Genomic DNA, 22,251 nt, shown 5'->3' with positions numbered 1-22,251 from the left:
AAAAAGAACGCGCTATTCTAGTCGCTTTCCAACGCCAGGCTCACCACTTATTGAAATTCTCTGCTTCAGGGAAGGCGTAGCGCGGGCGATTGAGGCCCGCGCAGAAATACTTAAGGCAGGACCTTCGCGGAAAGAATCACGATAGGTTTAGTCGGCACATTCTGGTACGGGCCGACGTCATGGCTTGGCGCCTGGGAAATTTTATCGGCAACGTCCAGACCTTTGACCACTTTACCAAATACGGCGTAGCCAAAGTCACGCTGGCCGTGATCCAGGAAGGCATTATCGGCCACATTGATAAAGAACTGGCTGGTGGCGCTGTCTTTGTCTGCGGTGCGCGCCATAGAAATGGTGCCGCGGGTATTGCGCAGGCCATTGTCCGCTTCGTTTTTGATAGGCGGGTTAGGCTGCTTCTGATTCATATCTTCGGTGAAACCGCCGCCCTGAATCATAAAGCCCGGGATTACGCGGTGGAAGGTCGTGTTGTTATAAAAACCGCTGTTGACGTAATCCACGAAGTTTTTGACCGAAACCGGCGCTTTTTGGCTATTTAACTCAAGCTCAATATTGCCAGCCGAGGTGGTCAACAGGACGTGCGGATCGCCTTTTGCAGCCAGCGCCGCAGGTGAAAGCGCAGAGAGGGCGAATACAGCTGCAACAGCCGCCAGTGTCGATTTGAGCATGAACAATTCCTTACGAAGGCAGTGAGTGAAGCAAGTGGCTTGATTGTAAAGAGGCACCGCAGCCGACGCCAGCCATTTACGGTTTTTTACTTACACGCAAATCAACGAGTTGCCGCGCCAACACGCTGAAATAGATTGAAATATGTGACACACCTCATGATTCAGTCAGTTTATTTCAGCAATAAATTCATAATTCATTTAAATAGATCACGCAAATGACTAAAATCTGCCCGTCCGCCGCGCTGTCAATGCGCTTTACATTTCCTTGCACAGGCTCGTTATGACTAACAGCAACCGAACCAAGCTCTTATGGATTAGCTTCTTCTCCTACGCCCTGACTGGCGCGTTGGTGATCGTCACCGGGATGGTGATGGGAAACATCGCAGAGTACTTTAATCTGCCGGTGTCCAGCATGAGTAATACTTTTACGTTCCTTAATGCCGGTATTTTAATCTCTATCTTCCTGAACGCCTGGCTGATGGAAATCGTGCCGCTGAAAACCCAGCTGCGCTTTGGTTTCCTGCTGATGGTGCTGGCCGTCGCTGGCCTGATCTTCGGTCATAACCTGGCTATCTTCTCCGCATCCATGTTCGTACTGGGCCTTGTGAGCGGGATAACCATGTCGATTGGTACCTTCCTGATCACCCATATGTATGAAGGGCGTCAGCGCGGTTCCCGCCTGCTGTTTACCGACTCCTTCTTCAGCATGGCCGGGATGATTTTCCCGATGGTCGCCGCTATTCTGCTGGCTCGCAGCATCAACTGGTACTGGGTCTACGTATGTATCGGCCTGGTCTATGTCGCTATCTTCCTGCTGACCCTGGGCTGTGAATTCCCGGCGCTGGGCAAACATGCGAAGAAAGACGACCAGCCTGTCACCAAAGAAAAATGGGGCATCGGCGTGCTGTTCCTGTCCATCGCGGCGCTGTGCTACATCCTCGGCCAGCTGGGCTTTATTTCCTGGGTTCCGGAATATGCCAAAGGCCTGGGCATGAGCATCAACGATGCCGGTAAGCTGGTGAGTGACTTCTGGATGTCTTACATGTTCGGCATGTGGGCGTTCAGCTTCATCCTGCGTTTCTTCGACCTGCAGCGCATTCTGACCGTGCTCGCCGGGGCAGCCACCGTGCTGATGTACCTGTTCAACCACGGTGATCCGGCTCATCTGGCCTGGTTTATTCTGTCGCTTGGTTTCTTCTCCAGCGCCATTTACACCACGATCATCACCCTGGGTTCACAGCAGACCAAAGTCTCTTCCCCGAAACTGGTTAACTTTGTCCTGACCTGCGGCACCGTGGGCACCATGCTGACCTTCATCGTCACTGGTCCAATCGTGGCGCACAGTGGCCCTCTGGCTGCTCTGCACACCGCCAATGGCCTGTACGCTGTCGTCTTCGTCATGTGCCTGCTGCTTGGGTTCGTCACCAGGCACCGCCGCCATGGCGCAGAGGCTGCGGCACACTGATAGTCCTGCGACTCACCCTCTCCTTTAACGGGGAGAGGGTTCTTTCACTCTCCCTCCCGCTATTATTACGTTTTTCGCAATAATGAATTACCGATAAGGCTTATTCCTGCCCATTATTGCCTGTGGCAACCTGTTTGCATCGTTCGGGGATCTTCCCGCTCAGCCAATCAGGACTCTAAGCATGAAACTCTATAGCTTCCCTCTCTCAGGCCATGCCCACCGCGCACGCTTATTCATTTCCCTGCTCGGTCTCCCCCATGAAGTTGTTGAACTGGATCTGAAAACGGGCGCCAACAAACAGCCGGAATACCTGGCGCTTAACCCGTTTGGACAGGTGCCACTGCTGGATGACGAAGGCACGCTGATCCCTGACTCCAATGCCATTCTTGTCTACCTGGCGAAAAAAAGCGGCCAAAGTGCATGGTTACCGGAAGACCCGCAGGGTGCGGCAGCCGTTCAACGCTGGCTTTCCGTCGCGGCGGGAGACCTCGCTTTTGGTCCGGCAGCTGCGCGCCTGGTGACGGTTTTCGGCGCAAAATTTAATCCCGATGAGGTGATTGCCCGGGCACACGTGGTCCTGGGGCGACTTGAGCAACATCTTGCCGGCCGTGAATGGCTGGTCGGCGACCACCCGACCATCGCCGACGTTGCCATTTACAGCTACACCTCCAGCGCACCTGAAGGGAATGTTGATCTTTCTGATTACCCGGCCGTTAACGCCTTCCTGCGCCGTATCGAAGCACTGCCGGGATTTGTGCCTTTCGTGAAAACGGCCGCCGGTCTGAACGCCGTCGCCTGATCTCGATCTTCCGGGGAGAGCAAATAAATGAGCGATAAGCTGGCGAAGAAGTCCGTCTGGCATGAAGGTGAAATATTCCTTCAGGACAAGGTCGGCGTAACCGAACGCATGGCGGAGGTAGGCCAGCGAGTGATACGCGATCACATGCCCGAGCAGCATCGTGACTTCTACGCTCAGCTGCCTTTTATCGTCATCGGCAGCATCTCTCAGAATGGTGAAGCGTGGGCAACACTTCTGGAAGGCGATCCCGGTTTTATCACATCTCCGACGTCGACCCGTCTGACAATTGCGGCGTCGTTGACAACGGAAGATCCGGCCGCCGAAGGAATACGGGATCGCGCCTCCATTGGCCTGCTGGGAATCGAGCTTCATACCCGGCGGCGTAACCGGATGAACGGCACGCTCCTGCAAACGGACAACGGTTTTCAGGTCGAGGTCGACCAAAGCTTTGGCAACTGCCCGCGCTATATTCAGCTCCGCGAGTTCACTTTTAGCCGCGCGCCCGGTAGTCATGCAGGTGGTACGGTAGAGACCCTTCCGGGGCTGGACGCTGAAGCAAGCGCAATGATTCAGGCAGCTGATGCCTTTTTTGTCGCTTCCTGGGCCGGAAGAGAAGGTAAGCGACAGGCCGACGTTTCCCACCGCGGCGGCAAACCGGGCTTCATCCGGGTCGGCGACGACGGCACGCTGACCATTCCCGATTTCAACGGCAATCTCTTTTTTGCCACGCTCGGTAACATCCTGCTTAACGGCCAGGCTGGCCTGCTGTTCGTGGACTTTAACACCGGCGACATGCTGCAAATGACCGGCGAAGCAAAAGTCATTCTGGACTCACCGGAAATCGCCGCCTTCCAGGGCGCAGAACGGCTATGGACGTTTAAAGCCCGTCGGGTTGTACGCCGCCGCAACGCGCTGGCGCTGCGCTGGAAGTTTGAAGCCGAGGGGCTTTCTCCTCATTCGCTGATGACCGGAGACTGGCAGGCAGCCAGCAACCGCCTGAAAGCGACGGAACTCGCCACCCGCTGGCGGCCTTTTCGCGTGGCGAAGATTGAGGATGAGAGCCGCTCGATTCGATCTTTCTATCTTCAACCTGACGACGATGCTGGCCTGCTGCCTCATCTCGCCGGGCAGCATTTACCCATTCGCGTGAAGCCTGATGGCGCAGAGGCGCCGGTTATCCGCACTTACACACTTTCCTCGGCTCCCTCAGATGCTTTTTACCGCATCAGCGTTAAGCGGGACGGAAGTGTCTCCCGGCACTTGCACGACAGCGTTTCCATTGGCGATAGCATTGACGTCCGAGCTCCGGCGGGTAATTTCACTCTGAATGCCCACGAGCCACGTCCGGCCGTCCTGTTGGCAGGCGGCGTCGGCATTACCCCGATGCTCGCCATGCTGCGGCACATTGTCTATGAAGGGTTACGCAAACAACGTATTCGACAAACCTTTTTGTTCCAGGCATCAAGACAGCTGGAAGATTTACCTTTTACTCACGAGATTGGCGAACTGGTCGCGGCGGCTAAAGGCGCCGTGCAGGCGATTCGCGTCCTCAGCCAGCCAGGCGATGCCCGGCCAGATAAAGACTATGACGTGCATGGTCATATTGATATGTCGCTGCTCACGAGCCGTCTGCAGTTTAACGACTACGATTTCTATATTTGCGGCCCGGCGGCGTTCACCCAATCTCTCTATGACGGACTGCGGAAATACAACATCGGCGATGACAGAATCCATGCCGAAGCCTTTGGTCCCTCAGCGTTGGTTCGCACCACAGCCAGCCAAATGCCAAAATCTGACGCCCTGCCTCCGGCCACCAGCCCCGTGCCAGTTGCTTTTATGCAATCGCTAAAAGAGGCTCGCTGGATGCCGGATTCAGGTTCGCTTTTAGACTTGGCCGAAGCCCGCGGATTAAGTCCGGAATTCAGCTGCCGGGAAGGCCACTGCGGAACCTGCCGGACTAAACTCCTTAAAGGCTCAGTCACCTACCCGAAAATACCGTCCGCAAGCACGGCAGATGATGAGGTCCTGATTTGCTGCGCAGTTCCGGCGCAGCTGCCTGCGGGAGAAGAAAACCGCATTCAGCTTGAGCTGTAATACCGGGATTGCGCCATACCCGGCGAATACCCGATACTGAAATTCCTTTCAGGCAGGTGATGAGGTTGCGCATGGATCGTTGGCAGGCGATGAAAATTTTCGTCAAAGTCGCAGAAACCGAGAGTTTTGCCGCTGCGGCACGCCAGCTCCATATCAGTGCGCCAGTGGTCACACGTGCGATTACTGCCCTGGAAGAGGTCATCGGAACCCGACTGTTTATCCGCACCACTCGCACAGTGAAGCTGACCGAACCTGGCCTGCGATATCTCAACGACTGCCGCACGATTCTCACCAGCATAGAGGAAGCCGAGGCGGCAGCGGCAGGCTCCTATGCCACGCCATCTGGGATCCTGACGGTTACCGCCTCTGTGCTGTTCGGCCAGAAATTCGTCTTGCCGGCGATCACTGATTATCTTGATGCGTGGCCAACCATGCGCGCCCGGTCACTGTTCGTTGATCGCCAGGTAAACATCATCGAAGAAGGAATCGATGTCGCCGTTCGCATTGGGCATTTGCCCGATTCAGGGCTGACGGCAACCAAAGTCGGCACCGTGCGCCGGGTCGTTTGCGCTTCCCCAGGTTACCTGGAAAAAAATGGCACACCGTTGACACCTGCGGACCTCAAAAACCACCGTATTGTCTCTTCGGCCAGTGCCTGGGCCTCACCGGAGTGGCGCTTTGCGGGTGAACAACGCGTCATGATCAACGCCGCGCTCCAGTGCAACAACAACGAGTCATCGATTGCCACCGCAAAAGCAGGCTGGGGGCTGACGCGAGTCCTGGATTATCAGATAGCGCCAGCCCTGCACGAGGGGGAACTGCAAATCGTACTGAGCGAATACGAGCTTGAGCCACTCCCCATACATGTGGTGCATACCGAAGGCCGCCACGCTTCCGCCAAAGTACGCACTTTTGTTGACTTGATTGTTGCCCGGCTCCGCGCGAACCCTTTGCTGAACTGAATATCCTCTAACGCCTGCTACTGGCGGAAAACCAGACAATTCCATAACTTACAAAAGCACATCAAAATCAATGATATACCTCTTAATGGGTATATAAAGGCGCATTTGATTTGCATCAATAATCACCACAGCTGAATCGTTAAGGTAGGCGGTAATAGAAAAGAAATTGAGGCAATTATGAGCAAAGTCAGAATCGCAGTTATCGGTAATGGCATGGTTGGCCATCGCTTTATCGAAGACTTACTTGATAAGGCCCCGCCGGACCAGTTCGACATCACCGTATTTTGTGAAGAGCCGCGTAAAGCCTACGATCGCGTACACCTTTCTTCTTATTTCTCCCATCATACCGCTGAAGAACTCTCCCTTGTCCGCGACGGCTACTACGAAAAACATGGCGTAAAAGTGCTGGTTGGCGAACGTGCCATCACCATCAATCGCCAGGAAAAAGTGATCCATTCCAATACCGGCCGCACCGTTTATTACGACAAACTGGTGATGGCGACAGGTTCTTACCCGTGGATCCCGCCGATTAAAGGCTCTGAAACCCAGGACTGCTTCGTTTACCGCACCATCGAAGACCTTAATGCCATTGAGTCCTGCGCCCGCCGCAGCAAACGCGGGGCCGTCGTCGGCGGTGGCCTTCTGGGGCTGGAAGCGGCCGGGGCGCTGAAAAACCTTGGCGTGGAAACCCACGTTATCGAATTCGCGCCAATGTTGATGGCCGAGCAGCTTGACCGCATGGGCGGCGAACAACTGCGCAGCAAAATCGAGCGCATGGGCGTGCGTGTGCATACCGGCAAAAACACCCAGGAAATCGTCCAGCAGGGCACTGAAGCCCGTAAAACAATGCGTTTTGCTGACGGCAGCGAGCTGGAAGTGGATTTCATCGTCTTCTCCACCGGTATTCGTCCGCAGGACAAGCTGGCTACGCAATGCGGGCTCGAAACGGCCCAGCGCGGCGGGATCACCATCAACGATAAGTGCCAGACTTCCGATCCGGATATTTATGCCATCGGGGAGTGTGCCAGCTGGAATAACCGCGTTTTTGGGCTAGTTGCGCCGGGTTATAAAATGGCTCAGGTCACGGCCGACCACCTGCTCGGCACGGAAAACACCTTTGAAGGCGCCGACATGAGCGCCAAGCTGAAACTGCTCGGCGTTGATGTCGGCGGCATTGGCGATGCGCACGCCCGCACGCCTAACGCCCGCAGCTACGTTTACCTCGATGAAAGCAAAGAGGTTTACAAGCGCCTGGTAGTTAGCGAAGACAATAAAACCCTGCTTGGTGCCGTACTGGTGGGCGACACCAGCGACTACGGCAACCTGCTGCAGCTGGTGCTGAACGCAATTGAGCTGCCGGAAAACCCGGATGCGCTGATCCTGCCGGCACACGCCAGCAGCGGCAAACCGTCTATCGGCGTCGATAAGCTGCCGGAAAGCGCGCAGATCTGCTCCTGCTTTGACGTCACCAAAGGCGACCTGATCAAAGCCATCAACAAAGGCTGCCACACCGTGGCGGCGCTGAAGGCCGAAACCAAGGCAGGGACCGGCTGCGGTGGCTGTATCCCGCTGGTGACTCAGGTGCTGAACGCCGAGCTGGCCAAAGCCGGTATCGAAGTGAACAACAACCTGTGCGAACACTTTGCCTTCTCGCGCCAGGAGCTGTACCACCTGATCCGCGTGGAAGGAATCAAATCCTTCGACCAGCTGCTGCACAAATACGGCAAGGGTTACGGCTGCGAAGTGTGTAAACCCACCGTGGGTTCGCTGCTGGCTTCCTGCTGGAACGACTACGTCCTGCAGCCTGAGCTGACGCCGCTGCAGGACACCAACGATAACTTCCTCGGCAACATTCAGAAAGACGGCACCTACTCGGTGATCCCGCGCTCGGCAGGCGGCGAAATCACGCCTGAGGGACTGATGGAAGTGGGTCGTATCGCCCGCGAATACAACCTGTATACCAAAATCACCGGCTCTCAGCGCATCGGCCTGTTCGGCGCACAAAAGGACGATTTGCCAGAAATCTGGCGTCAGCTGATTGAAGCCGGGTTCGAAACCGGCCACGCCTATGCCAAAGCGTTGCGTATGGCGAAAACCTGCGTCGGCAGCACCTGGTGCCGCTACGGCGTAGGCGACAGCGTAGGCTTTGGCGTCGAGCTGGAAAACCGCTACAAAGGCATCCGCACCCCACACAAAATGAAGTTTGGTGTCTCCGGCTGTACCCGCGAATGTGCGGAAGCGCAGGGCAAAGACGTGGGTATTATCGCCACGGAGAAGGGCTGGAACCTGTATGTGTGTGGTAACGGCGGCATGAAACCGCGCCATGCGGACCTGCTGGCGGCGGACCTCGACCGCGACACCATCATCAAGTATCTCGACCGCTTCATGATGTTCTACATCCGCACCGCCGACAAACTTACCCGTACTTCCGTCTGGCTGGAAAACCTGGAAGGCGGCATTGATTACCTGCGTAGCGTGATTGTCGATGACAAGCTGGGCCTGAACGATCAGCTTGAAACGGAGCTTAACCGCCTGCGCGAAAAAGTAATCTGCGAGTGGACGGAAACTGTGAACACGCCGCAGGCGCAGGTTCGCTTCAAACACTTTATCAACAGCCCGCAGCGCGACCCGAATGTGCAAATTGTTAGCGAGCGCGATCAACACCGTCCGGCCACGCCGCATGAGCGTATTCCGGTCACTCTGGTAGAAGTGGAGGAACACGCATGAGCCAGTGGACAACCGTTTGTCAGCTAGACGATATCCTGCCAGCAACCGGCGTTTGCGCCCTCGTCGGTTCGGCGCAGGTGGCTATTTTCCGCCCGCGTAAAGACGAGCAGGTTTACGCCATCAGTAATATCGACCCGTTCTTTGAAGCCAGCGTGCTTTCCCGCGGACTGATTGCAGAACATCAGGCCGAGCTGTGGGTTGCCAGCCCGCTGAAAAAGCAGCACTTCCGCCTGCGGGACGGCCTGTGCCTGGAAGATGAAAGCCGTTCCGTACCGCACTATGAAGCGCGCGTGCAGGACGGGCTGGTGCAGATAAAAGCGTAATCCATTCGCCCTCACCCCGGCCCTCTCCCTCCAGGAGAGGGAGAAAGTCACAAAGGCTTCTCCGGCGATCCCCTCTCCCCAGGGAGAGGGTTAGGGTGAGGGGAAATCAGTTTTTTTTTAATTTTTATTTTTTAACTTCATTGGGATAGCAAAAATGTTCACCGACACCATCAATAAGTGTGCAGCGAATGCCGCGCGCATTAACCGTCTCTCGCAGACAAATCCTCTGGGCTTCTGGGTCAGTTCCGCCATGGCTGGGGCCTACGTTGGCCTTGGCATCATCCTGATTTTCACCCTCGGTAATTTACTCGATCCGGCCATTCGTCCGCTGGTGATGGGGGCGACCTTCGGGATCGCCCTGACGCTGGTGATTATCGCCGGTTCCGAGCTGTTCACCGGGCACACCATGTTCCTGACCTTCGGCGTGAAAGCCGGCACCATCTCTCACGGCCAGATGTGGGCGATTCTGCCGCAAACCTGGCTGGGCAACCTGGTCGGCTCGGTATTTGTCGCGCTGTTGTATAGCTGGGGCGGCGGTAGTCTGCTACCGGTAGATACCAGTATCGTGCACGCCGTCGCGCTGGCAAAAACCACTGCACCAGCGATGGTGCTGTTCTTTAAAGGGGCGCTGTGTAACTGGCTGGTTTGCCTGGCAATCTGGATGGCAATTCGCACCGAAGGGGCGGCGAAGTTCATCGCAATCTGGTGGTGCCTGCTGGCATTTATTGCCTCCGGCTACGAGCACTCCATCGCCAACATGACGCTGTTTGCCCTGTCCTGGTTTGGTCATCATAGCGAGGCTTACACGCTGTCCGGCATCGGCCATAACCTGCTGTGGGTCACGCTGGGGAACACCCTTTCCGGCGTGGTATTCATGGGTCTGGGTTATTGGTATGCTACGCCGAAAGCCGAACGCCCGCAGCCTGCCGCCGCAGGCGCAGCGGAAACCGCACGTAATTAATTGAGGATTGACCGTGGATCACCTGCCGATATTTTGTCAGTTACGTGGCCGCGCCTGCCTGCTGGTAGGCGGTGGCGATGTCGCTGAACGCAAAGCGCGTTTATTGCTGGAGGCAGGTGCGCACATCACCGTTAACGCCCTCGAATTCAGCCCACAGTTTAGGGTGTGGGCTGAGCAAAATATGCTGACGCTGGCCGAAGGGGCGTTCTCTGAAACGCTGCTGGACGAAAGCTGGCTGGCAATTGCCGCCACCGACAACGATGAGGTGAATCAGCAGGTTAGCGACGCCGCTGAATCCCGCCGGATCTTCTGCAACGTGGTGGATGCGCCGAAACAGGCGAGCTTCATTATGCCGTCGATTATCGACCGCTCCCCGCTGATGGTCGCCGTCTCTTCCGGCGGCACGTCCCCTGTTCTGGCCCGACTGCTGCGCGAAAAGCTGGAAGCCAGCCTGCCACTGCATCTGGGTAAAATCGCCGCTTTTGCAGGTACTCTGCGTGGCCGAGTGAAACAAACTTTTGCCACCATGGGCGAGCGCCGCCGCTTCTGGGAGAAATTTTTCACTAACGATCGCCTGGCGCAGTATCTGGCCAACGAAGACCAGCTTGCCGTTGAAAAAGAGACGGAATCGCTGTTCTCCACCCCGCTCGATCACCGCGGTGAAGTGGTGCTGGTTGGCGCTGGCCCCGGCGATGCTGGCTTGCTGACGCTGAAAGGCCTGCAGCAAATTCAGCAGGCCGATGTTGTAGTTTATGACCGCCTGGTGTCGGACGACATCATGAATCTGGTCCGCCGCGATGCAGACCGCGTGTTTGTCGGCAAGCGGGCGGGCTACCACTGCGTGCCGCAGGAAGAGATTAACCAAATCCTGCTGCGGGAGGCGCAAAAAGGTAAACGCGTAGTTCGCCTGAAAGGCGGCGATCCGTTTATCTTCGGGCGCGGCGGTGAAGAGCTGGAAACGCTGTGCAACGGCGGAATTCCGTTCTCTGTCGTGCCGGGGATCACCGCAGCTTCCGGCTGTTCCGCCTACTCAGGCATTCCGCTTACTCACCGGGATTACGCGCAAAGCGTGCGCCTGGTCACCGGCCATTTGAAAACCGGAGGCGAACTCGACTGGGCTAACCTGGCGGCAGAGAAACAAACGCTAGTGTTTTACATGGGGCTTAATCAGGCCTCGGCTATTCAGCAGCAGTTGATCGCCCACGGGATGGAAGAGAGCATGCCGGTTGCGCTGGTAGAAAACGGCACGGCGGTGAATCAGCGCGTTGTGGACGGCACCCTAAACCAATTAGGCGAGCTGGCCACCCAGGTTGGCAGCCCGGCGCTGATTATTGTAGGTCGAGTGGTGAGCCTTCGTGACAGGCTAAACTGGTTCTCAAACCATTAAATACCAAGGGAGGCACCAGCCTCCCTTTTACTTTTCTGCCTCTGCACAGCTTTCCCGCAAAATTCTTAACACGGTTTCTGCGCCGCTGCGGTTCGGGTTGATGCGGATCATCCGCTTTTCCAGCTCCGGCTCAGACTGTCTAAAGGTCCCGGAAAGCCGATAAAAAAGCGGCGGGATTTCATACTTAGATTCTGCGCCTACCGGATAAGGTAATGCACCCAGCTTTTGTGCGGCCGCCAACACTTTTTCGGCAATAGGTCGATGAAACTCCACCAGCAGCACCTTCGACTGCGCATTGGCGATAAATGCACTTTTAACCTGAGGCACAGCGCCCTGAGACAATAACGCAACCAGCGCATCGTTCACCTGCGCCTGAACGGCATGCATCACCGGGGCGAAGACTAACCCGCGCAGCACCTCCATAGCCTGGAAGCCCTGCACCTGACTGCCGCCGGAGTACATGCTCTGACGCACAGCCTGAACGGCCGATTTATCACCGACCACAACGCCAACGCCCACCGGGCCGAATAACTTAAAGCAGGAGAAGGTCGACAGCGTGGCTCCACACTCGCAGCCGATGTTGTCGACCTTCATCACCGCATAATTATCGTCGGCCAGCGACGGCAAAGCGTGGCGATTAAAACAGGCCACCACATCAGCCAATGAATAGGCGTCATCCAATGTCTGGCGGGAATGCTGAATCAAAGCTGCAGCCGGACGATGAGCCGCAATAGCGGCTTCCACATCATTTAACGTATTGAAATCTGACCGAATCAGCTCGAGCCCCATCTGTTCGGCGATAACCGCCGTGGTTGGGTACAGCGGAGCCTGATGAATCAGCAGCTTATCGCCAGCGTTTAGCAATGCCACCAGCCCGCTACGAATAGCCCCGGTGCCGGCTCCCTGCACCAGCGCGGCGGCTGGCGCAGAGAAGAAATCAGCCAGAACGGCCTCAACCCGCTGCGTGGTGCTGGGCTGATTCAGACCGGGCACCAGGCCGATATCCCCCAGGCTCAGAAAATCAGCCCCAGGAAAATGCCGGCAGATGATATCCACCAGGGCGAACTGCTTCTGCTGGGCCTGAGCCAGGCTCAGGCTTTGCAATGGCCAGCTTTCCACATACCCCCCTTAGGCCGGGATAAACAGGCCGCAGAAGAACAGAATATTCAACACAATGCCGGTTATCATCACCGCCACAACCGGCGCGGCCATTTTCTGCACCGGGCGACCCAGCGATTCGTTCAGGAAGTACAGCGCTGTCGCAAGGGTGAAGCCGGTATAACCCGCCATTTTGATGGCAGCAAAGATAGAGCCAATCAGCAGCGCCATCTCCATCAGCATGTTCATCGCGTTGCGGATGTTGTCCGAGGCGTTACGCACCGAAGGATAGCGGCCCAGCCATTTCCCGATAGAGCGCAGCAGCAGGACTTCAGCGGAAATCACCAGCGCCCCGACCACAAAAGCGAGTAGCGGGTTAGCAATCAGGTAGCCGACGGCGAATACAAAGGTGAACCCGGCCACGGCATAAACGCCGGTCGCCAGCGCCGTCGTGGCAATCATCGGCACAAAGCCCAGGCCACGCATAAACTCAGCCAGTGCGGCCTGATCAATCAGGCTTTGAGACTGGGTCGGATCCAGCCCAACCTTGTAGGCTTTTTCCAGCGTAAAGATGGAGACCTCGCTGCCCGCAAACAGCTTCATGCTGGCAACGGTGGCGATCAGCCCACCAACGATGGCGATATACGGCAAATTCTTGATAATACGGGACGTCCGTTCTTCAAACACCGACTGCCCGTGAGCATCGTGTTCATGTTTATCCCGGGAGCGCAGATCCTGAAAAATCGCAATCGCCAGCAGCATAATCATACCCACGAAAATCTCGATCGACTCCGGGTTCAGCTGCGGGAAGAAACGCACCACCAGCACGCGAGTCAGCAGCACAACCACCGCCGCGAACAGGCTGTTCTTCCAGCCAAACTGGTAGAAAATCGCGACCAACGGGAATAGCGCAAAGGCAGATACTACCGGAGAACTCAGCTCACCCAACGAGCCGAGAACATCTACCGGCAGCGCGGTCAGCAGGTGGTTGACCGGCACCAGGCAGGTCAGGATCAGGATCCCCCAAACGGCACCCAGCCCAAACGCCAGCACGCTGTTGGCCGCCAGCACGCCGAGGATGTCGGTCGGCAGGAACAGCAGCCAGCTGTTAAGCAGCCCGGTTTTCAGGGTGAAGGAGATCCCGACGGAAGCCACAAAACCGATGCTCAGGCCGAAAGCGATACTCCCCGCCTCGCGGCGGTTCATATTGCCTTCAATAAGCTGCGGCAGAATCGGTCGAATCCCGTCATGGAACACCGCCGCGGAGCGGTGCGCCAGTAAAGCCGTCATCCCGGTCAGCAAGGCAACAACAACAAGGTGAAGGTAGAATTCCATACGGATGCCTTTATTTTAAGTAATTAACGAGCAACGGGATGGCGTGCTCGATATGCTCAACGGAGAGACCAAACGCCACTTTGCCTTCTGAAACCAGGCGGGCAATTTGCTCTTCTTTCGCTTTAATGCCGGGCTTAGCGATGGTGCAGCTGCGGTTGTAGCCAATCACCGCGATGGCGATAGACAATGCCGCACCTGCCCCGGTATTACAGGCCCCAATGTAGTAATCAAGCTGGCCGGATTTCACCTTCAGCGCGGCGTCCATGTCGTTATAGATAAACACTTCGAAGCTGCCCGGCGCGGCGGTTTCGATGGTTTGTTTGATGAGTTCGCGCTGTAGGCCAGCGACACCGATCTTTTTCATGGGAAATCCTTACTTATAAAAGACAGAGGGGTTGTCACGTAACATCAAATCGACGTCTGGCTGGCTGAAACCGGCCTCCAGCAGCATCGGCACAAACGTGGTAAGCAAATAGTTAAAACCTGGCCCGCCGTTCGCTTTCAAATGGGAGCGACGAGTAATGTCCATCGACAGCATGACGTGGTCGAGCAGTCCGCGATCTTTAAGCGCGCTCAGCATCGCAATGCGTTTTTCGTCCGGGTAATAGCTGTTTTTGCCGATGGTATCGAACTGGACGTAGGCGCCCTGATCAATCATCCGCAGGATGTTGTCCAGATTGTCTTTCAGGTCGCAGTGCCCGACGGTGACGCGGGAAAGATCCACGCACCATGACTTCAGAAGCGCCAGTTGCTCAAGGCCCATGGTGCTGAATGACGTATGGGTTGAAATCGGCCTGCCGGTTTCATGATGCGCGATGGCTGCCGCCTGGAAAACTCGCTTCTCCACCGGGGTGATAACGTCCACGCTGGAGCCTATTTCCGCGATGATTCCCGCTTTTAACGCCGTGCCGTCGATGCCAATTTCTATTTCATCGATCATCTCCTGCGCCAGCACTTTAACCGGCGTGGTGGCCACGTGCGGCGGGAAGAAATCGTGCTGGTAGTAACCGGTGCAGGCCATCACGTTCATTCCGGTATCACGGATGATATCCAGCAGGAACTGGGGGTTGCGCCCCATGTAGCGGTTGGTCATTTCAATGATATTGCGCACACCCTGCGCGTAGAGTGACTTCATTTCACCGCAAATCAGCTCGTACTGATCCAGTCGGCAATCGATGTTGTCCTTGAAGCTGGAAAGATCGATATGAAGATGCTCGTGGGCATAGGTATAGCCCGATGGATCGATATGCTTATACCCCGTCATGATTCACTCCACCTGTTGAAGAGACATTCAGCAGCGGCAGGAACGACGTTCCGTTCTGCGGCGCGGCTGCCCTAAAAAAGTCACAAACCGTGGCGCCGACATCAGAAAGCGTAGCGCGTGCGCCCAGATAAGTGCCTGTTATACCGGGCTGCCAAACCAGCAACGGCACGTTTTCACGAGTGTGCTTGCTGTGGCCAATCGTCGGGTCGTTTCCGTGATCCGCCATGACGACCAGGCAATCCCCGACCTGCATATCGGCCATCAGCAGAGCCAGGTTTTTGTCTACCAGCTCAAGCCGCTCGGCGTAGCGCGCAACGTCTTCAGCGTGGCCCGCCAGATCGGTTTCCTGAATGTTGGTACAAATAAAGGCGCTGCCAGGTTTATTCAGCTCATCCCGGGTGATATCAAGAATGCGCTGCGAATCGACCAGATTCTGGTAGCTGATGCCGTGCGGGTTAATCGCAATATCAGCCACTTTACCCACCAGCACGGTTTTAACACCGACCTGATGCAGCTGCTGTGGAGCCTGAACGCTGGCATCCACGCCGTAGCCCATATGCACCACCTGGAACCCACTTTTGTATACCCCGGAACGCGGGGCGTTAATGCCGACATAAAGCCCCTGTTTCTCTTCCGCGGCGTTAATCAGCTGCTCGCTGCTCTCAAGCAAGCCACCAAAGGCAATGACCCGACCCACTTTGACGCAGCGGCGCACGACTTCACCAATGGCGCGTACCTGCTCAAACGGTATGGTGCTGAGATTGGCGCTGATGTTAAACACCTGTCCAGGATCGGCCTCAAGGTTATCTCCCACGGCGACAGCCTGATTTACCCACAGAAACTGCAGCTCGCCACCTCTGCGTTCAACCTGCCAGCCAGCGTCAGCCAGTTCACGTTCTACGTCGTCGATCACTGCAGAAAACGGCATACGGAGTGGCGTTTGTGGCCTTGTGCCCAAAATTTCCTGGTGCCCCATAAAAGTGTCCCCGCCTTCATGCTGCAGTGCGGCTGTGCCATACGCGGCATCGGCGTTCGGCAGCATCACATTGGCCGTAAAGCCCAGCGCGTTAATCAGGCCCAGCTTCTCAAGCGTGGGTAAACGCAGGTCGGGAAAGTGCTGCAGGATATGTCCGCAGGTATTCGCGCCGATGTCCTGCGGCCTGACGTCCGGTACATCGTCCATTGCGCCCACGCCGAAGCTGTCTATGACCAGCACCAGAAACTTACTCATGTTGACCTCCCGGAATCGGATGCCCAAGGCTGTCGTACAGCGCCTCGAGCACCGGGTTCCCGCTCTGGATGCCGGACACCAGCGCCACATCGCTGCGGGTGACAAAAATCTGCGTGCGGAAGCACATCACCACCGGGCTGCCAACGGGATAGCCGCCCTCCAGCGCCAGGTGATAATCAATGCTGGTGTTGTCTGGCGGCAGCAATCGCGCCTGCTCGGGCTGCACATCGCGGCTGAACACCAGCGCATTCTGCGCATGCCCGCGACGATAATATCCCCCGCCGAAGCAATAGCTTTTGCCCTGAAACTGATGGGAAACTTCTGTCAGATAGAGCATGGCTATCGCCTCGGGCTGATCGCCATGCTGGTTCGCCGGAATGGTGCCGGTCAGCGCGTGGCCCGGTTCGGCATGAGTTACTCCGTGCTCGGCCAGAATGGAGAAAGTGCTGCAGCTTGAGGCCGACGGCGCGTTGATTTGCTCGATCTCAATCCCCTGTTCGTGCAGCAAGTCCCGCGCCTTCAGCAGCGTCATCAAATTGCGGGTTGGCTGCGTCTGTTGCTGCTCTTCGTTCCAGAGCAGACAGGGGAAATGCGTCAGCCCGGCAAGCCGAATGCCCGGCATTGCGCGAATGGCACGTACCACGCCGTCCAGCTCACCGAGCGGAAAACCAGCTTCCTGGCCCGGGTAAAGTCGGTCGTACTCGGCGAATACCTTCAGCATTACAGCCTGAACACGCCCGCTCGCCAGCGCGGCATCGGACACTTCGCGGGCTTTTTCCAGCGAGAAAAGTGTGATGATTTCCGTCTCGCCGTTCACATTCTCTTCGACCAGGGCCACCGGCACCTGCACCAGATGGCCCACATGTGAGACGGGCACATTGGCTTCACGCAGCGTGCGGGCTTCTTTAAAATCAACGGCCACGGCGCCTTTAAAGCCCAACTCAATCAGCTTGTTGGCAAGCCAGGGATTACGCCCGATTTGCTTGGTCATAAAGTAGAGCGTGATGCCGTGCTTCTGCGCGGCCGCGAGCAGTTTCCGGCCGTTCTCCAGAACCTGATCGACATCGATAATCCAGGTATCGGGAAGTACCGCGCCCTGCCGCCAAAGCGTTCTGGCCGCATCAATCAACGCCGGGTTCTGTGCCTTGAGTGCCTCAATAAACATGCCTTGCCTCGCGACCTGATAAATAAACCTCTTAAATAATCATTTTTTTGAATATTTAAGCTAAGAAAAAACGCTGCAAATAAATCCGTTAGCCCTTATGAATCAGCCACAGGCTGAACAGGTTAGCCAGCAGATACCCTTCTTCGTTCGGATGCAGCTGCACGTTGAACGGCGCCAGCAATGCGTGGTGGGCCTGCTCAACATCACCAAAGACGCTGTCGGTTTTAATCTCCGCCAACAGCTCTTCATCCAGTGGGTTCACCTCTTCCCCACGGCGGCTGCGCATCAGCGCGTTAGCCATGTGGGTGATGGCCATTGCCCCCTGATCGTTCTGCAGCGGAATAGCCCAGTGGGTCTCCAGCTGCGTCACAACCACTTTCATGCCATCACAAATATCCCGGTCGATGACGCCTGCCTCACAGAGCAGATTGAGCCGGTCTTCCATACTGATTACCTCTGTCAATAGCTTGGTTCCTGTTCACCGCTCAGCACGCTTTGCTGATGCGCCAGCAGGGCATTCTTATCCACCACCGTTCTCAGCAATTGCTGAATAGGGATATCTTCACTTCGCGTCAGCACCACCGCTTCCGATGCCGTCAGGAAGCATTTGTCCCCGCTTAACGGGAGGGCAGTCAGCCCCAGTGCCGTCAAATCGGCTTCGTTGCTGACGTTCCAAATCACCGCATCCACGCTGCCCTTCGCGATTCTGTGCAGACACTCGTGGTACGACACATCAAGCAATTCCACATCCTGCCCGGAGAAATACACATCCGTCATGATGCGCTGATCCGCCGAACGAGGATCAATCCCAATACGGCGGATGCTCTCCTGCTGCCCGGCGCGGCAAATCAGCTTGTGCTCGCCCACGTATGTGTGCGGCCCCAGCGCCAGCGCGATAAAAAGATCCGGGTTGCTGAGGTAGCTGTCCGCTGCCAGCCTGGACACGACGGCCAGGTCATAAACGCCATTCAGCAGACATTCCACGCGAACATCCGACCCACGCATATGGGCATAATAAAACGGGATCCCGTCAAACTGCGCCTTCAGACCGCTGGCAAGCCCTTCATAAAGCCGGGTGTACGGCAGCGGCATAGCACACACTACATTGCCGATGTCCGCGAACGCCAATAGGGCTTTGTTATCCATGCTCAGCAGGTAGCTGCCGTTGCGGCCACGGCGCTCAACGCTCACGGCCCCGGCCTTCTCCAGCGTCTTCAACGCGGCCTGCGTCAGGCCAACGGAAAAGCCGCATTCACCAGCTAATTCATCTATGGTTTTCAACCTGTTACCACATTTCTCACCCAGTAAATAACGGGCCAGGCTGGACTGGGCAACGCCCTCTTTTTTAATAAAGCTGCGGCTCATCGGTTATCTTCAATTTATTGAATGAATATATCTTCATAAAATTGAATATAGATGGCAAAGGGGAAAATGACAAAAGGAGAATGCAGTCACAAAAAAGAAATAACCCGCCAGGCGGCGGGTTATTCATAGGGAAAGATTATGGATGAGCGACGAAACCGATCGCTTCGTAGACCTTTTTCAGCGTCTCTCCGGCGCGGGCGCGGGCTTTTTCAGCGCCCTCTTTCATGACCTGCTGCAGGAAAGCTTCGTCGTTACGGTAACGGTGATAGCGCTCCTGAAGCTCGGTCAGCATACCGGACACGGCTTCCGCCACTTCGCCCTTCAGATGACCATACATCTTGCCTTCAAAGCTGGCTTCCAGCTCAGGAATCGCTTTGCCGGTGACGCCGGAAAGAATGTCCAGCAGGTTAGAAACGCCCGCCTTCTCTTTCACGTCGTAGCGCACCACAGGCGGCTCTTCGGAGTCGGTTACCGCGCGCTTGATCTTCTTCACCACGGATTTCGGATCTTCCAGCAGGCCGATGACGTTATTGCGGTTATCGTCAGACTTGGACATCTTTTTGGTCGGCTCCAGCAGGGACATCACGCGGGCACCGGACTTAGGAATAAATGGCTCAGGCACTTTGAAGATGTCGCCGTACAGCGCGTTGAAGCGGCTGGCCACGTCGCGGCTCAGCTCCAGATGCTGTTTCTGGTCTTCACCCACCGGGACCTGGTTGGTCTGATACAGCAGAATGTCTGCGGCCATCAGCACCGGGTAGTCAAACAGGCCGGCGTTGATGTTTTCTTCATAGCGGGCAGATTTGTCCTTGAACTGCGTCATGCGGCTCAGCTCGCCGAAATAGGTGTAGCAGTTCAGCACCCAGCCCAGCTGCGCGTGCTCCGGCACGTGGGACTGAACAAAGATGGTGCTTTTTTTCGGGTCAATGCCACAGGCCAGATACAGCGCCAGAGTGTCCAGCGTCGCTTTGCGCAGCGCGGTCGGGTCCTGACGAACGGTGATCGCATGCTGGTCAACGATGCAGTAAATGCAATGATAATCATCCTGCATGTTTACCCACTGACGCAGCGCACCCATGTAGTTACCGATAGTTAATTCGCCTGACGGCTGGGCGCCGCTAAATACGATGGGCTTACTCATGTTCTGCTTCCTGATTTGCTAAAGGTGGTAGCCCGAAAGCGGGCAATAAGTCTTCGAAACGATCGAACACAACGTCCGGGTTGCTCAGCCCAATCGCTTCGCCATAGTTATAGCCCCAGGTCAGGCCGACGCTTGGGCAGCCGGCCGCCTGTGCAGCCTGAATGTCATTACGGGAATCGCCGACAAAAAGCAGCTCATCCGCCGCCAGCCCCAGGGTTTCCATGACTTTGTACAGCGCTTCCGGGTGTGGCTTTTTCTCTTTCACATCGTCCCCGCCGATGATGGTCTGGAAATAATGGGCAATGCCCAGATCTTCCAGCAGCGGCGTGACAAAAGGCGTGGGTTTGTTGGTGACGACGGCGAGCGGCAGGCCTTTTTCTTTCAGTGCAGCAAGCGTTGCGGCTACGCCCGGGAACAAGAAGCTCCCCTCTTCCACCGTTTCCGCATAGAAGCGATCGAACAGTTTGCGCGCCATATTCAGCTGGGCGAGGTCGGGTTCTTTATCTTTCAGCGACCACTTAAGCGCCCGCTGCATCATGATATCTGCGCCGTTGCCGATCCAGGTGACAACGCGATCTTCGCCGGCCACAGGCAGTTCAAGCGCATAAAGCGCCAGATCAACGGCCTGACTCAGGCCAAGCGCCGTGTCGATGAGCGTGCCGTCGAGATCGAAGGCAACACCCCGAATTTTTTGAAACTTATCCATGACTTACCTTAGCCAGTTCAGAACGCATGCGGTCAACCACCGCTTTATAATCAGGCTGGCCGAAAATAGCGGAACCTGCAACGAACATATCCGCGCCCGCGGCGGCAATTTCCGCAATGTTGTCGGCTTTGACGCCGCCATCCACTTCAAGGCGAATATCATAGCCGGAGGCATCAATACGTTCGCGAACCTGGCGCAGTTTTTCCAGCGTGTGTGGAATAAACGACTGGCCGCCAAAACCAGGGTTGACGGACATCAGCAAAATGACATCCAGTTTGTCCATGACGTGATCCAGCCAGGAAAGCGAGGTCGCCGGGTTCAGCACCAGGCCCGCTTTACAGCCGTGTTCTTTGATCAGTTGCAGAGAGCGATCGACATGTTCAGAGGCTTCAGGATGGAAGGTAATAATGCTGGCACCGGCCGCGGCGAAATCAGGAATGATGCGGTCAACGGGTTTCACCATCAGGTGAACGTCGATAGGCGCAGTGATACCGTAATCGCGCAGCGCCTTAAGCACCATCGGCCCCATCGTCAGGTTAGGGACGTAGTGGTTGTCCATAACGTCAAAATGGACGACGTCACCACCTGCGGCAAGTGCTTTAGCCGTATCCTCGCCCAGTCGGGCGAAGTCGGCAGAGAGGATTGAGGGGGCAATCAAATACTGTTTCATCCGCTTCTCCAGGAGTCATTCATCTTTCGGCGGCGGGCGAAACGGCTCAGGCAACCTTCGCTTTATAAAGGGCCAGAAGTTCGTCCACCTTGTTACGTTTACCACCGTTTCGACTGATGCTGCGGCGAACCTGCAGCTTATGGAAATCGGTGGCGTTCTGATACCACTGGCGAGTCAGCTCGGTGTCATGATTAGAAATCAGCACCGGAATACTCTGCTCCCGCAGCCTTTCAGCCAGCTCGGCCAGGTGCTGCTGCTGCACCATACTGAAGCTGTCCGTGTGATAAGCGGTAAAGTTGGCGGTGGCGGAAAGCGGCGCATAGGGCGGATCGCAATACACTACGGAACCCGCAGCAACGTTTACCATGCTGACATCATAAGACTGGCAGACAAAAGTGGCATTTTTAGCCCGTTCGGCAAAGTTGTACAGTTCCTCTTCAGGGAAATAAGGTTTGCTGTAGCGGCCAAACGGCACGTTAAATTCACCGCGCAGATTATAACGGCACAGGCCGTTGTAACAATGGCGGTTGAGGTACAAAAACAACACCGCGCGCCGGAATTTGTCAGTGCATTGGTTAAACTCAGTGCGGCAAGCGTAATAAATCGCTTCCTCGTTTTGCGCTTTGGTAAAGAGCAAACGAGACTCCCGCACGTACTCATCTGCGCGGTTTTTGACAATGTCGTAGAGGTTAATCAGATCGCTATTGATATCGGCGAGGACGTAGCGTGAGTAGTCGGTATTAAGAAATACCGACCCCGCGCCAACAAAGGGCTCAATCAGACAGTCGCCTTCCGGCAGATGCTTTTTTATGTCGTCCAGCAGGGGGAATTTCCCCCCTGCCCATTTCAGAAAAGCGCGATTTTTTTTCATGCTG

The 22,251-nt window shown here is 56.1% G+C and carries 21 protein-coding genes; 8 read left to right on the top strand and 13 right to left on the bottom strand.

The genetic code is table 11. From position 1 onward, the window contains the following. Positions 1-110 precede the first annotated feature (110 nt). Positions 111-683, bottom strand: a complete 573-nt coding sequence (gene ppiA / locus ACREYP_RS01020; RefSeq protein ID WP_008457067.1) for a peptidylprolyl isomerase A — start codon at positions 681-683, stop codon at positions 111-113. Between the two features lie 280 nt (positions 684-963). On the opposite strand from ppiA, the gene tsgA reads away from it, so the two are divergent. The 8 genes from tsgA (at position 964) to cysG (ending at position 11,401) form a co-directional block, all read left to right on the top strand. Next, positions 964-2,148: an MFS transporter TsgA gene (gene tsgA / locus ACREYP_RS01015; protein WP_008457065.1), complete on the top strand. Its 1,185-nt coding sequence runs from the start codon at positions 964-966 to the stop codon at positions 2,146-2,148. Between the two features lie 181 nt (positions 2,149-2,329). Continuing rightward, the gene (locus tag ACREYP_RS01010) at positions 2,330-2,947 is read left to right on the top strand and encodes a glutathione S-transferase family protein (protein WP_336819083.1); all 618 of its coding nucleotides are present in this window, start codon (positions 2,330-2,332) and stop codon (positions 2,945-2,947) included. A gap of 27 nt (positions 2,948-2,974) precedes the next feature. After that, positions 2,975-5,041: a 2Fe-2S iron-sulfur cluster-binding protein gene (locus ACREYP_RS01005; protein ID WP_336819081.1), complete on the top strand. Its 2,067-nt coding sequence runs from the start codon at positions 2,975-2,977 to the stop codon at positions 5,039-5,041. A 71-nt stretch (positions 5,042-5,112) separates the two neighbouring features. Beyond that, entirely contained in the window at positions 5,113-6,003 is an 891-nt protein-coding gene (locus tag ACREYP_RS01000; RefSeq protein ID WP_336819080.1) for a LysR family transcriptional regulator, read from the top strand. Between the two features lie 177 nt (positions 6,004-6,180). Continuing rightward, a complete protein-coding gene (gene nirB, locus ACREYP_RS00995) occupies positions 6,181-8,730 on the top strand; it encodes a nitrite reductase large subunit NirB (RefSeq protein WP_008457055.1) in 2,550 nt (849 codons plus the stop codon). Beyond that, positions 8,727-9,053, top strand: a complete 327-nt coding sequence (gene nirD / locus ACREYP_RS00990; protein ID WP_008457053.1) for a nitrite reductase small subunit NirD — start codon at positions 8,727-8,729, stop codon at positions 9,051-9,053. The genes nirB and nirD overlap by 4 nt, the downstream gene beginning before the upstream one ends. A gap of 154 nt (positions 9,054-9,207) precedes the next feature. Beyond that, the gene (gene nirC, locus ACREYP_RS00985; protein WP_008457795.1) at positions 9,208-10,014 is read left to right on the top strand and encodes a nitrite transporter NirC; all 807 of its coding nucleotides are present in this window, start codon (positions 9,208-9,210) and stop codon (positions 10,012-10,014) included. Between the two features lie 13 nt (positions 10,015-10,027). Next, a complete protein-coding gene (gene cysG, locus ACREYP_RS00980; RefSeq protein ID WP_336819079.1) occupies positions 10,028-11,401 on the top strand; it encodes a siroheme synthase CysG in 1,374 nt (457 codons plus the stop codon). Between the two features lie 27 nt (positions 11,402-11,428). Here the strand turns inward: cysG and ACREYP_RS00975 are convergent, their stop codons facing one another. The 12 genes from ACREYP_RS00975 to dam all read right to left on the bottom strand — a co-directional run bounded on the left by ACREYP_RS00975 (position 11,429) and on the right by dam (position 22,247). Further along, positions 11,429-12,520: a PLP-dependent transferase gene (locus tag ACREYP_RS00975; RefSeq protein ID WP_166994629.1), complete on the bottom strand. Its 1,092-nt coding sequence runs from the start codon at positions 12,518-12,520 to the stop codon at positions 11,429-11,431. 9 nt (positions 12,521-12,529) lie between these two features. Beyond that, a complete protein-coding gene (locus tag ACREYP_RS00970; RefSeq protein ID WP_008457800.1) occupies positions 12,530-13,834 on the bottom strand; it encodes a YhfT family protein in 1,305 nt (434 codons plus the stop codon). 10 nt (positions 13,835-13,844) lie between these two features. Next, complete coding sequence (locus ACREYP_RS00965) at positions 13,845-14,198, bottom strand: DUF2620 domain-containing protein (protein WP_008457802.1); 354 nt, start codon at positions 14,196-14,198, stop codon at positions 13,845-13,847. Positions 14,199-14,207: 9 nt separating this feature from the next. After that, positions 14,208-15,098 carry a phosphotriesterase-related protein gene (locus tag ACREYP_RS00960; RefSeq protein ID WP_008457803.1) on the bottom strand — a complete coding sequence of 297 codons (891 nt, stop codon included), beginning with the start codon at positions 15,096-15,098 and terminating at the stop codon, positions 14,208-14,210. After that, positions 15,085-16,329 carry a phosphopentomutase gene (locus ACREYP_RS00955; RefSeq protein ID WP_336819078.1) on the bottom strand — a complete coding sequence of 415 codons (1,245 nt, stop codon included), beginning with the start codon at positions 16,327-16,329 and terminating at the stop codon, positions 15,085-15,087. Before ACREYP_RS00955 ends, ACREYP_RS00960 begins: the two co-directional genes overlap by 14 nt. Further along, a complete protein-coding gene (locus tag ACREYP_RS00950; RefSeq protein ID WP_008457809.1) occupies positions 16,322-17,494 on the bottom strand; it encodes a YhfX family PLP-dependent enzyme in 1,173 nt (390 codons plus the stop codon). Before ACREYP_RS00950 ends, ACREYP_RS00955 begins: the two co-directional genes overlap by 8 nt. Before the next feature lie 88 nt (positions 17,495-17,582). Then, positions 17,583-17,939, bottom strand: a complete 357-nt coding sequence (locus tag ACREYP_RS00945; RefSeq protein WP_008457820.1) for a hypothetical protein — start codon at positions 17,937-17,939, stop codon at positions 17,583-17,585. A gap of 14 nt (positions 17,940-17,953) precedes the next feature. Beyond that, entirely contained in the window at positions 17,954-18,859 is a 906-nt protein-coding gene (gene yhfZ, locus ACREYP_RS00940; RefSeq protein ID WP_336819077.1) for a GntR family transcriptional regulator YhfZ, read from the bottom strand. Positions 18,860-18,995: 136 nt separating this feature from the next. Next, a complete protein-coding gene (gene trpS / locus ACREYP_RS00935; protein WP_008457824.1) occupies positions 18,996-20,000 on the bottom strand; it encodes a tryptophan--tRNA ligase in 1,005 nt (334 codons plus the stop codon). Continuing rightward, the gene (locus tag ACREYP_RS00930; protein ID WP_008457827.1) at positions 19,993-20,706 is read right to left on the bottom strand and encodes a phosphoglycolate phosphatase; all 714 of its coding nucleotides are present in this window, start codon (positions 20,704-20,706) and stop codon (positions 19,993-19,995) included. The genes trpS and ACREYP_RS00930 overlap by 8 nt, the downstream gene beginning before the upstream one ends. Further along, positions 20,699-21,376, bottom strand: a complete 678-nt coding sequence (gene rpe / locus ACREYP_RS00925) for a ribulose-phosphate 3-epimerase (protein ID WP_039288419.1) — start codon at positions 21,374-21,376, stop codon at positions 20,699-20,701. Before rpe ends, ACREYP_RS00930 begins: the two co-directional genes overlap by 8 nt. Positions 21,377-21,422: 46 nt before the next feature. Further along, on the bottom strand, positions 21,423-22,247 hold the full coding sequence (gene dam, locus ACREYP_RS00920) for an adenine-specific DNA-methyltransferase (protein ID WP_166994640.1): 825 nt from the start codon (positions 22,245-22,247) through the stop codon (positions 21,423-21,425). Positions 22,248-22,251 lie beyond the last annotated feature (4 nt).

Source organism: Enterobacter sp. TMH.L2, assembly GCF_050847315.1.
Lineage (GTDB): Bacteria > Pseudomonadota > Gammaproteobacteria > Enterobacterales > Enterobacteriaceae > Cedecea.
Note: the sequence above shows the minus strand (reverse complement) of the source record. Positions and strands in the feature narration are given on the sequence as shown.

What these genes read in the sequence shown, in the direction of transcription:
- dam (WP_166994640.1), bottom strand. Translation starts at nt 22,247, where the DNA reads ATGAAAAAAAATCGCGCTTTTCTGAAATGGGCAGGGGGGAAATTCCCC.
- ACREYP_RS00950 (WP_008457809.1), bottom strand. Translation starts at nt 17,494, where the DNA reads ATGTTTATTGAGGCACTCAAGGCACAGAACCCGGCGTTGATTGATGCG.
- nirC (WP_008457795.1), top strand. Translation starts at nt 9,208, where the DNA reads ATGTTCACCGACACCATCAATAAGTGTGCAGCGAATGCCGCGCGCATT.
- yhfZ (WP_336819077.1), bottom strand. Translation starts at nt 18,859, where the DNA reads ATGAGCCGCAGCTTTATTAAAAAAGAGGGCGTTGCCCAGTCCAGCCTG.
- ACREYP_RS00960 (WP_008457803.1), bottom strand. Translation starts at nt 15,098, where the DNA reads ATGACGGGGTATAAGCATATCGATCCATCGGGCTATACCTATGCCCAC.
- rpe (WP_039288419.1), bottom strand. Translation starts at nt 21,376, where the DNA reads ATGAAACAGTATTTGATTGCCCCCTCAATCCTCTCTGCCGACTTCGCC.
- ACREYP_RS00955 (WP_336819078.1), bottom strand. Translation starts at nt 16,329, where the DNA reads ATGAGTAAGTTTCTGGTGCTGGTCATAGACAGCTTCGGCGTGGGCGCA.
- ACREYP_RS01010 (WP_336819083.1), top strand. Translation starts at nt 2,330, where the DNA reads ATGAAACTCTATAGCTTCCCTCTCTCAGGCCATGCCCACCGCGCACGC.
- ppiA (WP_008457067.1), bottom strand. Translation starts at nt 683, where the DNA reads ATGCTCAAATCGACACTGGCGGCTGTTGCAGCTGTATTCGCCCTCTCT.
- ACREYP_RS00945 (WP_008457820.1), bottom strand. Translation starts at nt 17,939, where the DNA reads ATGGAAGACCGGCTCAATCTGCTCTGTGAGGCAGGCGTCATCGACCGG.
- ACREYP_RS01000 (WP_336819080.1), top strand. Translation starts at nt 5,113, where the DNA reads ATGGATCGTTGGCAGGCGATGAAAATTTTCGTCAAAGTCGCAGAAACC.
- ACREYP_RS00965 (WP_008457802.1), bottom strand. Translation starts at nt 14,198, where the DNA reads ATGAAAAAGATCGGTGTCGCTGGCCTACAGCGCGAACTCATCAAACAA.
- tsgA (WP_008457065.1), top strand. Translation starts at nt 964, where the DNA reads ATGACTAACAGCAACCGAACCAAGCTCTTATGGATTAGCTTCTTCTCC.
- ACREYP_RS00930 (WP_008457827.1), bottom strand. Translation starts at nt 20,706, where the DNA reads ATGGATAAGTTTCAAAAAATTCGGGGTGTTGCCTTCGATCTCGACGGC.
- trpS (WP_008457824.1), bottom strand. Translation starts at nt 20,000, where the DNA reads ATGAGTAAGCCCATCGTATTTAGCGGCGCCCAGCCGTCAGGCGAATTA.
- nirD (WP_008457053.1), top strand. Translation starts at nt 8,727, where the DNA reads ATGAGCCAGTGGACAACCGTTTGTCAGCTAGACGATATCCTGCCAGCA.
- ACREYP_RS01005 (WP_336819081.1), top strand. Translation starts at nt 2,975, where the DNA reads ATGAGCGATAAGCTGGCGAAGAAGTCCGTCTGGCATGAAGGTGAAATA.
- nirB (WP_008457055.1), top strand. Translation starts at nt 6,181, where the DNA reads ATGAGCAAAGTCAGAATCGCAGTTATCGGTAATGGCATGGTTGGCCAT.
- ACREYP_RS00970 (WP_008457800.1), bottom strand. Translation starts at nt 13,834, where the DNA reads ATGGAATTCTACCTTCACCTTGTTGTTGTTGCCTTGCTGACCGGGATG.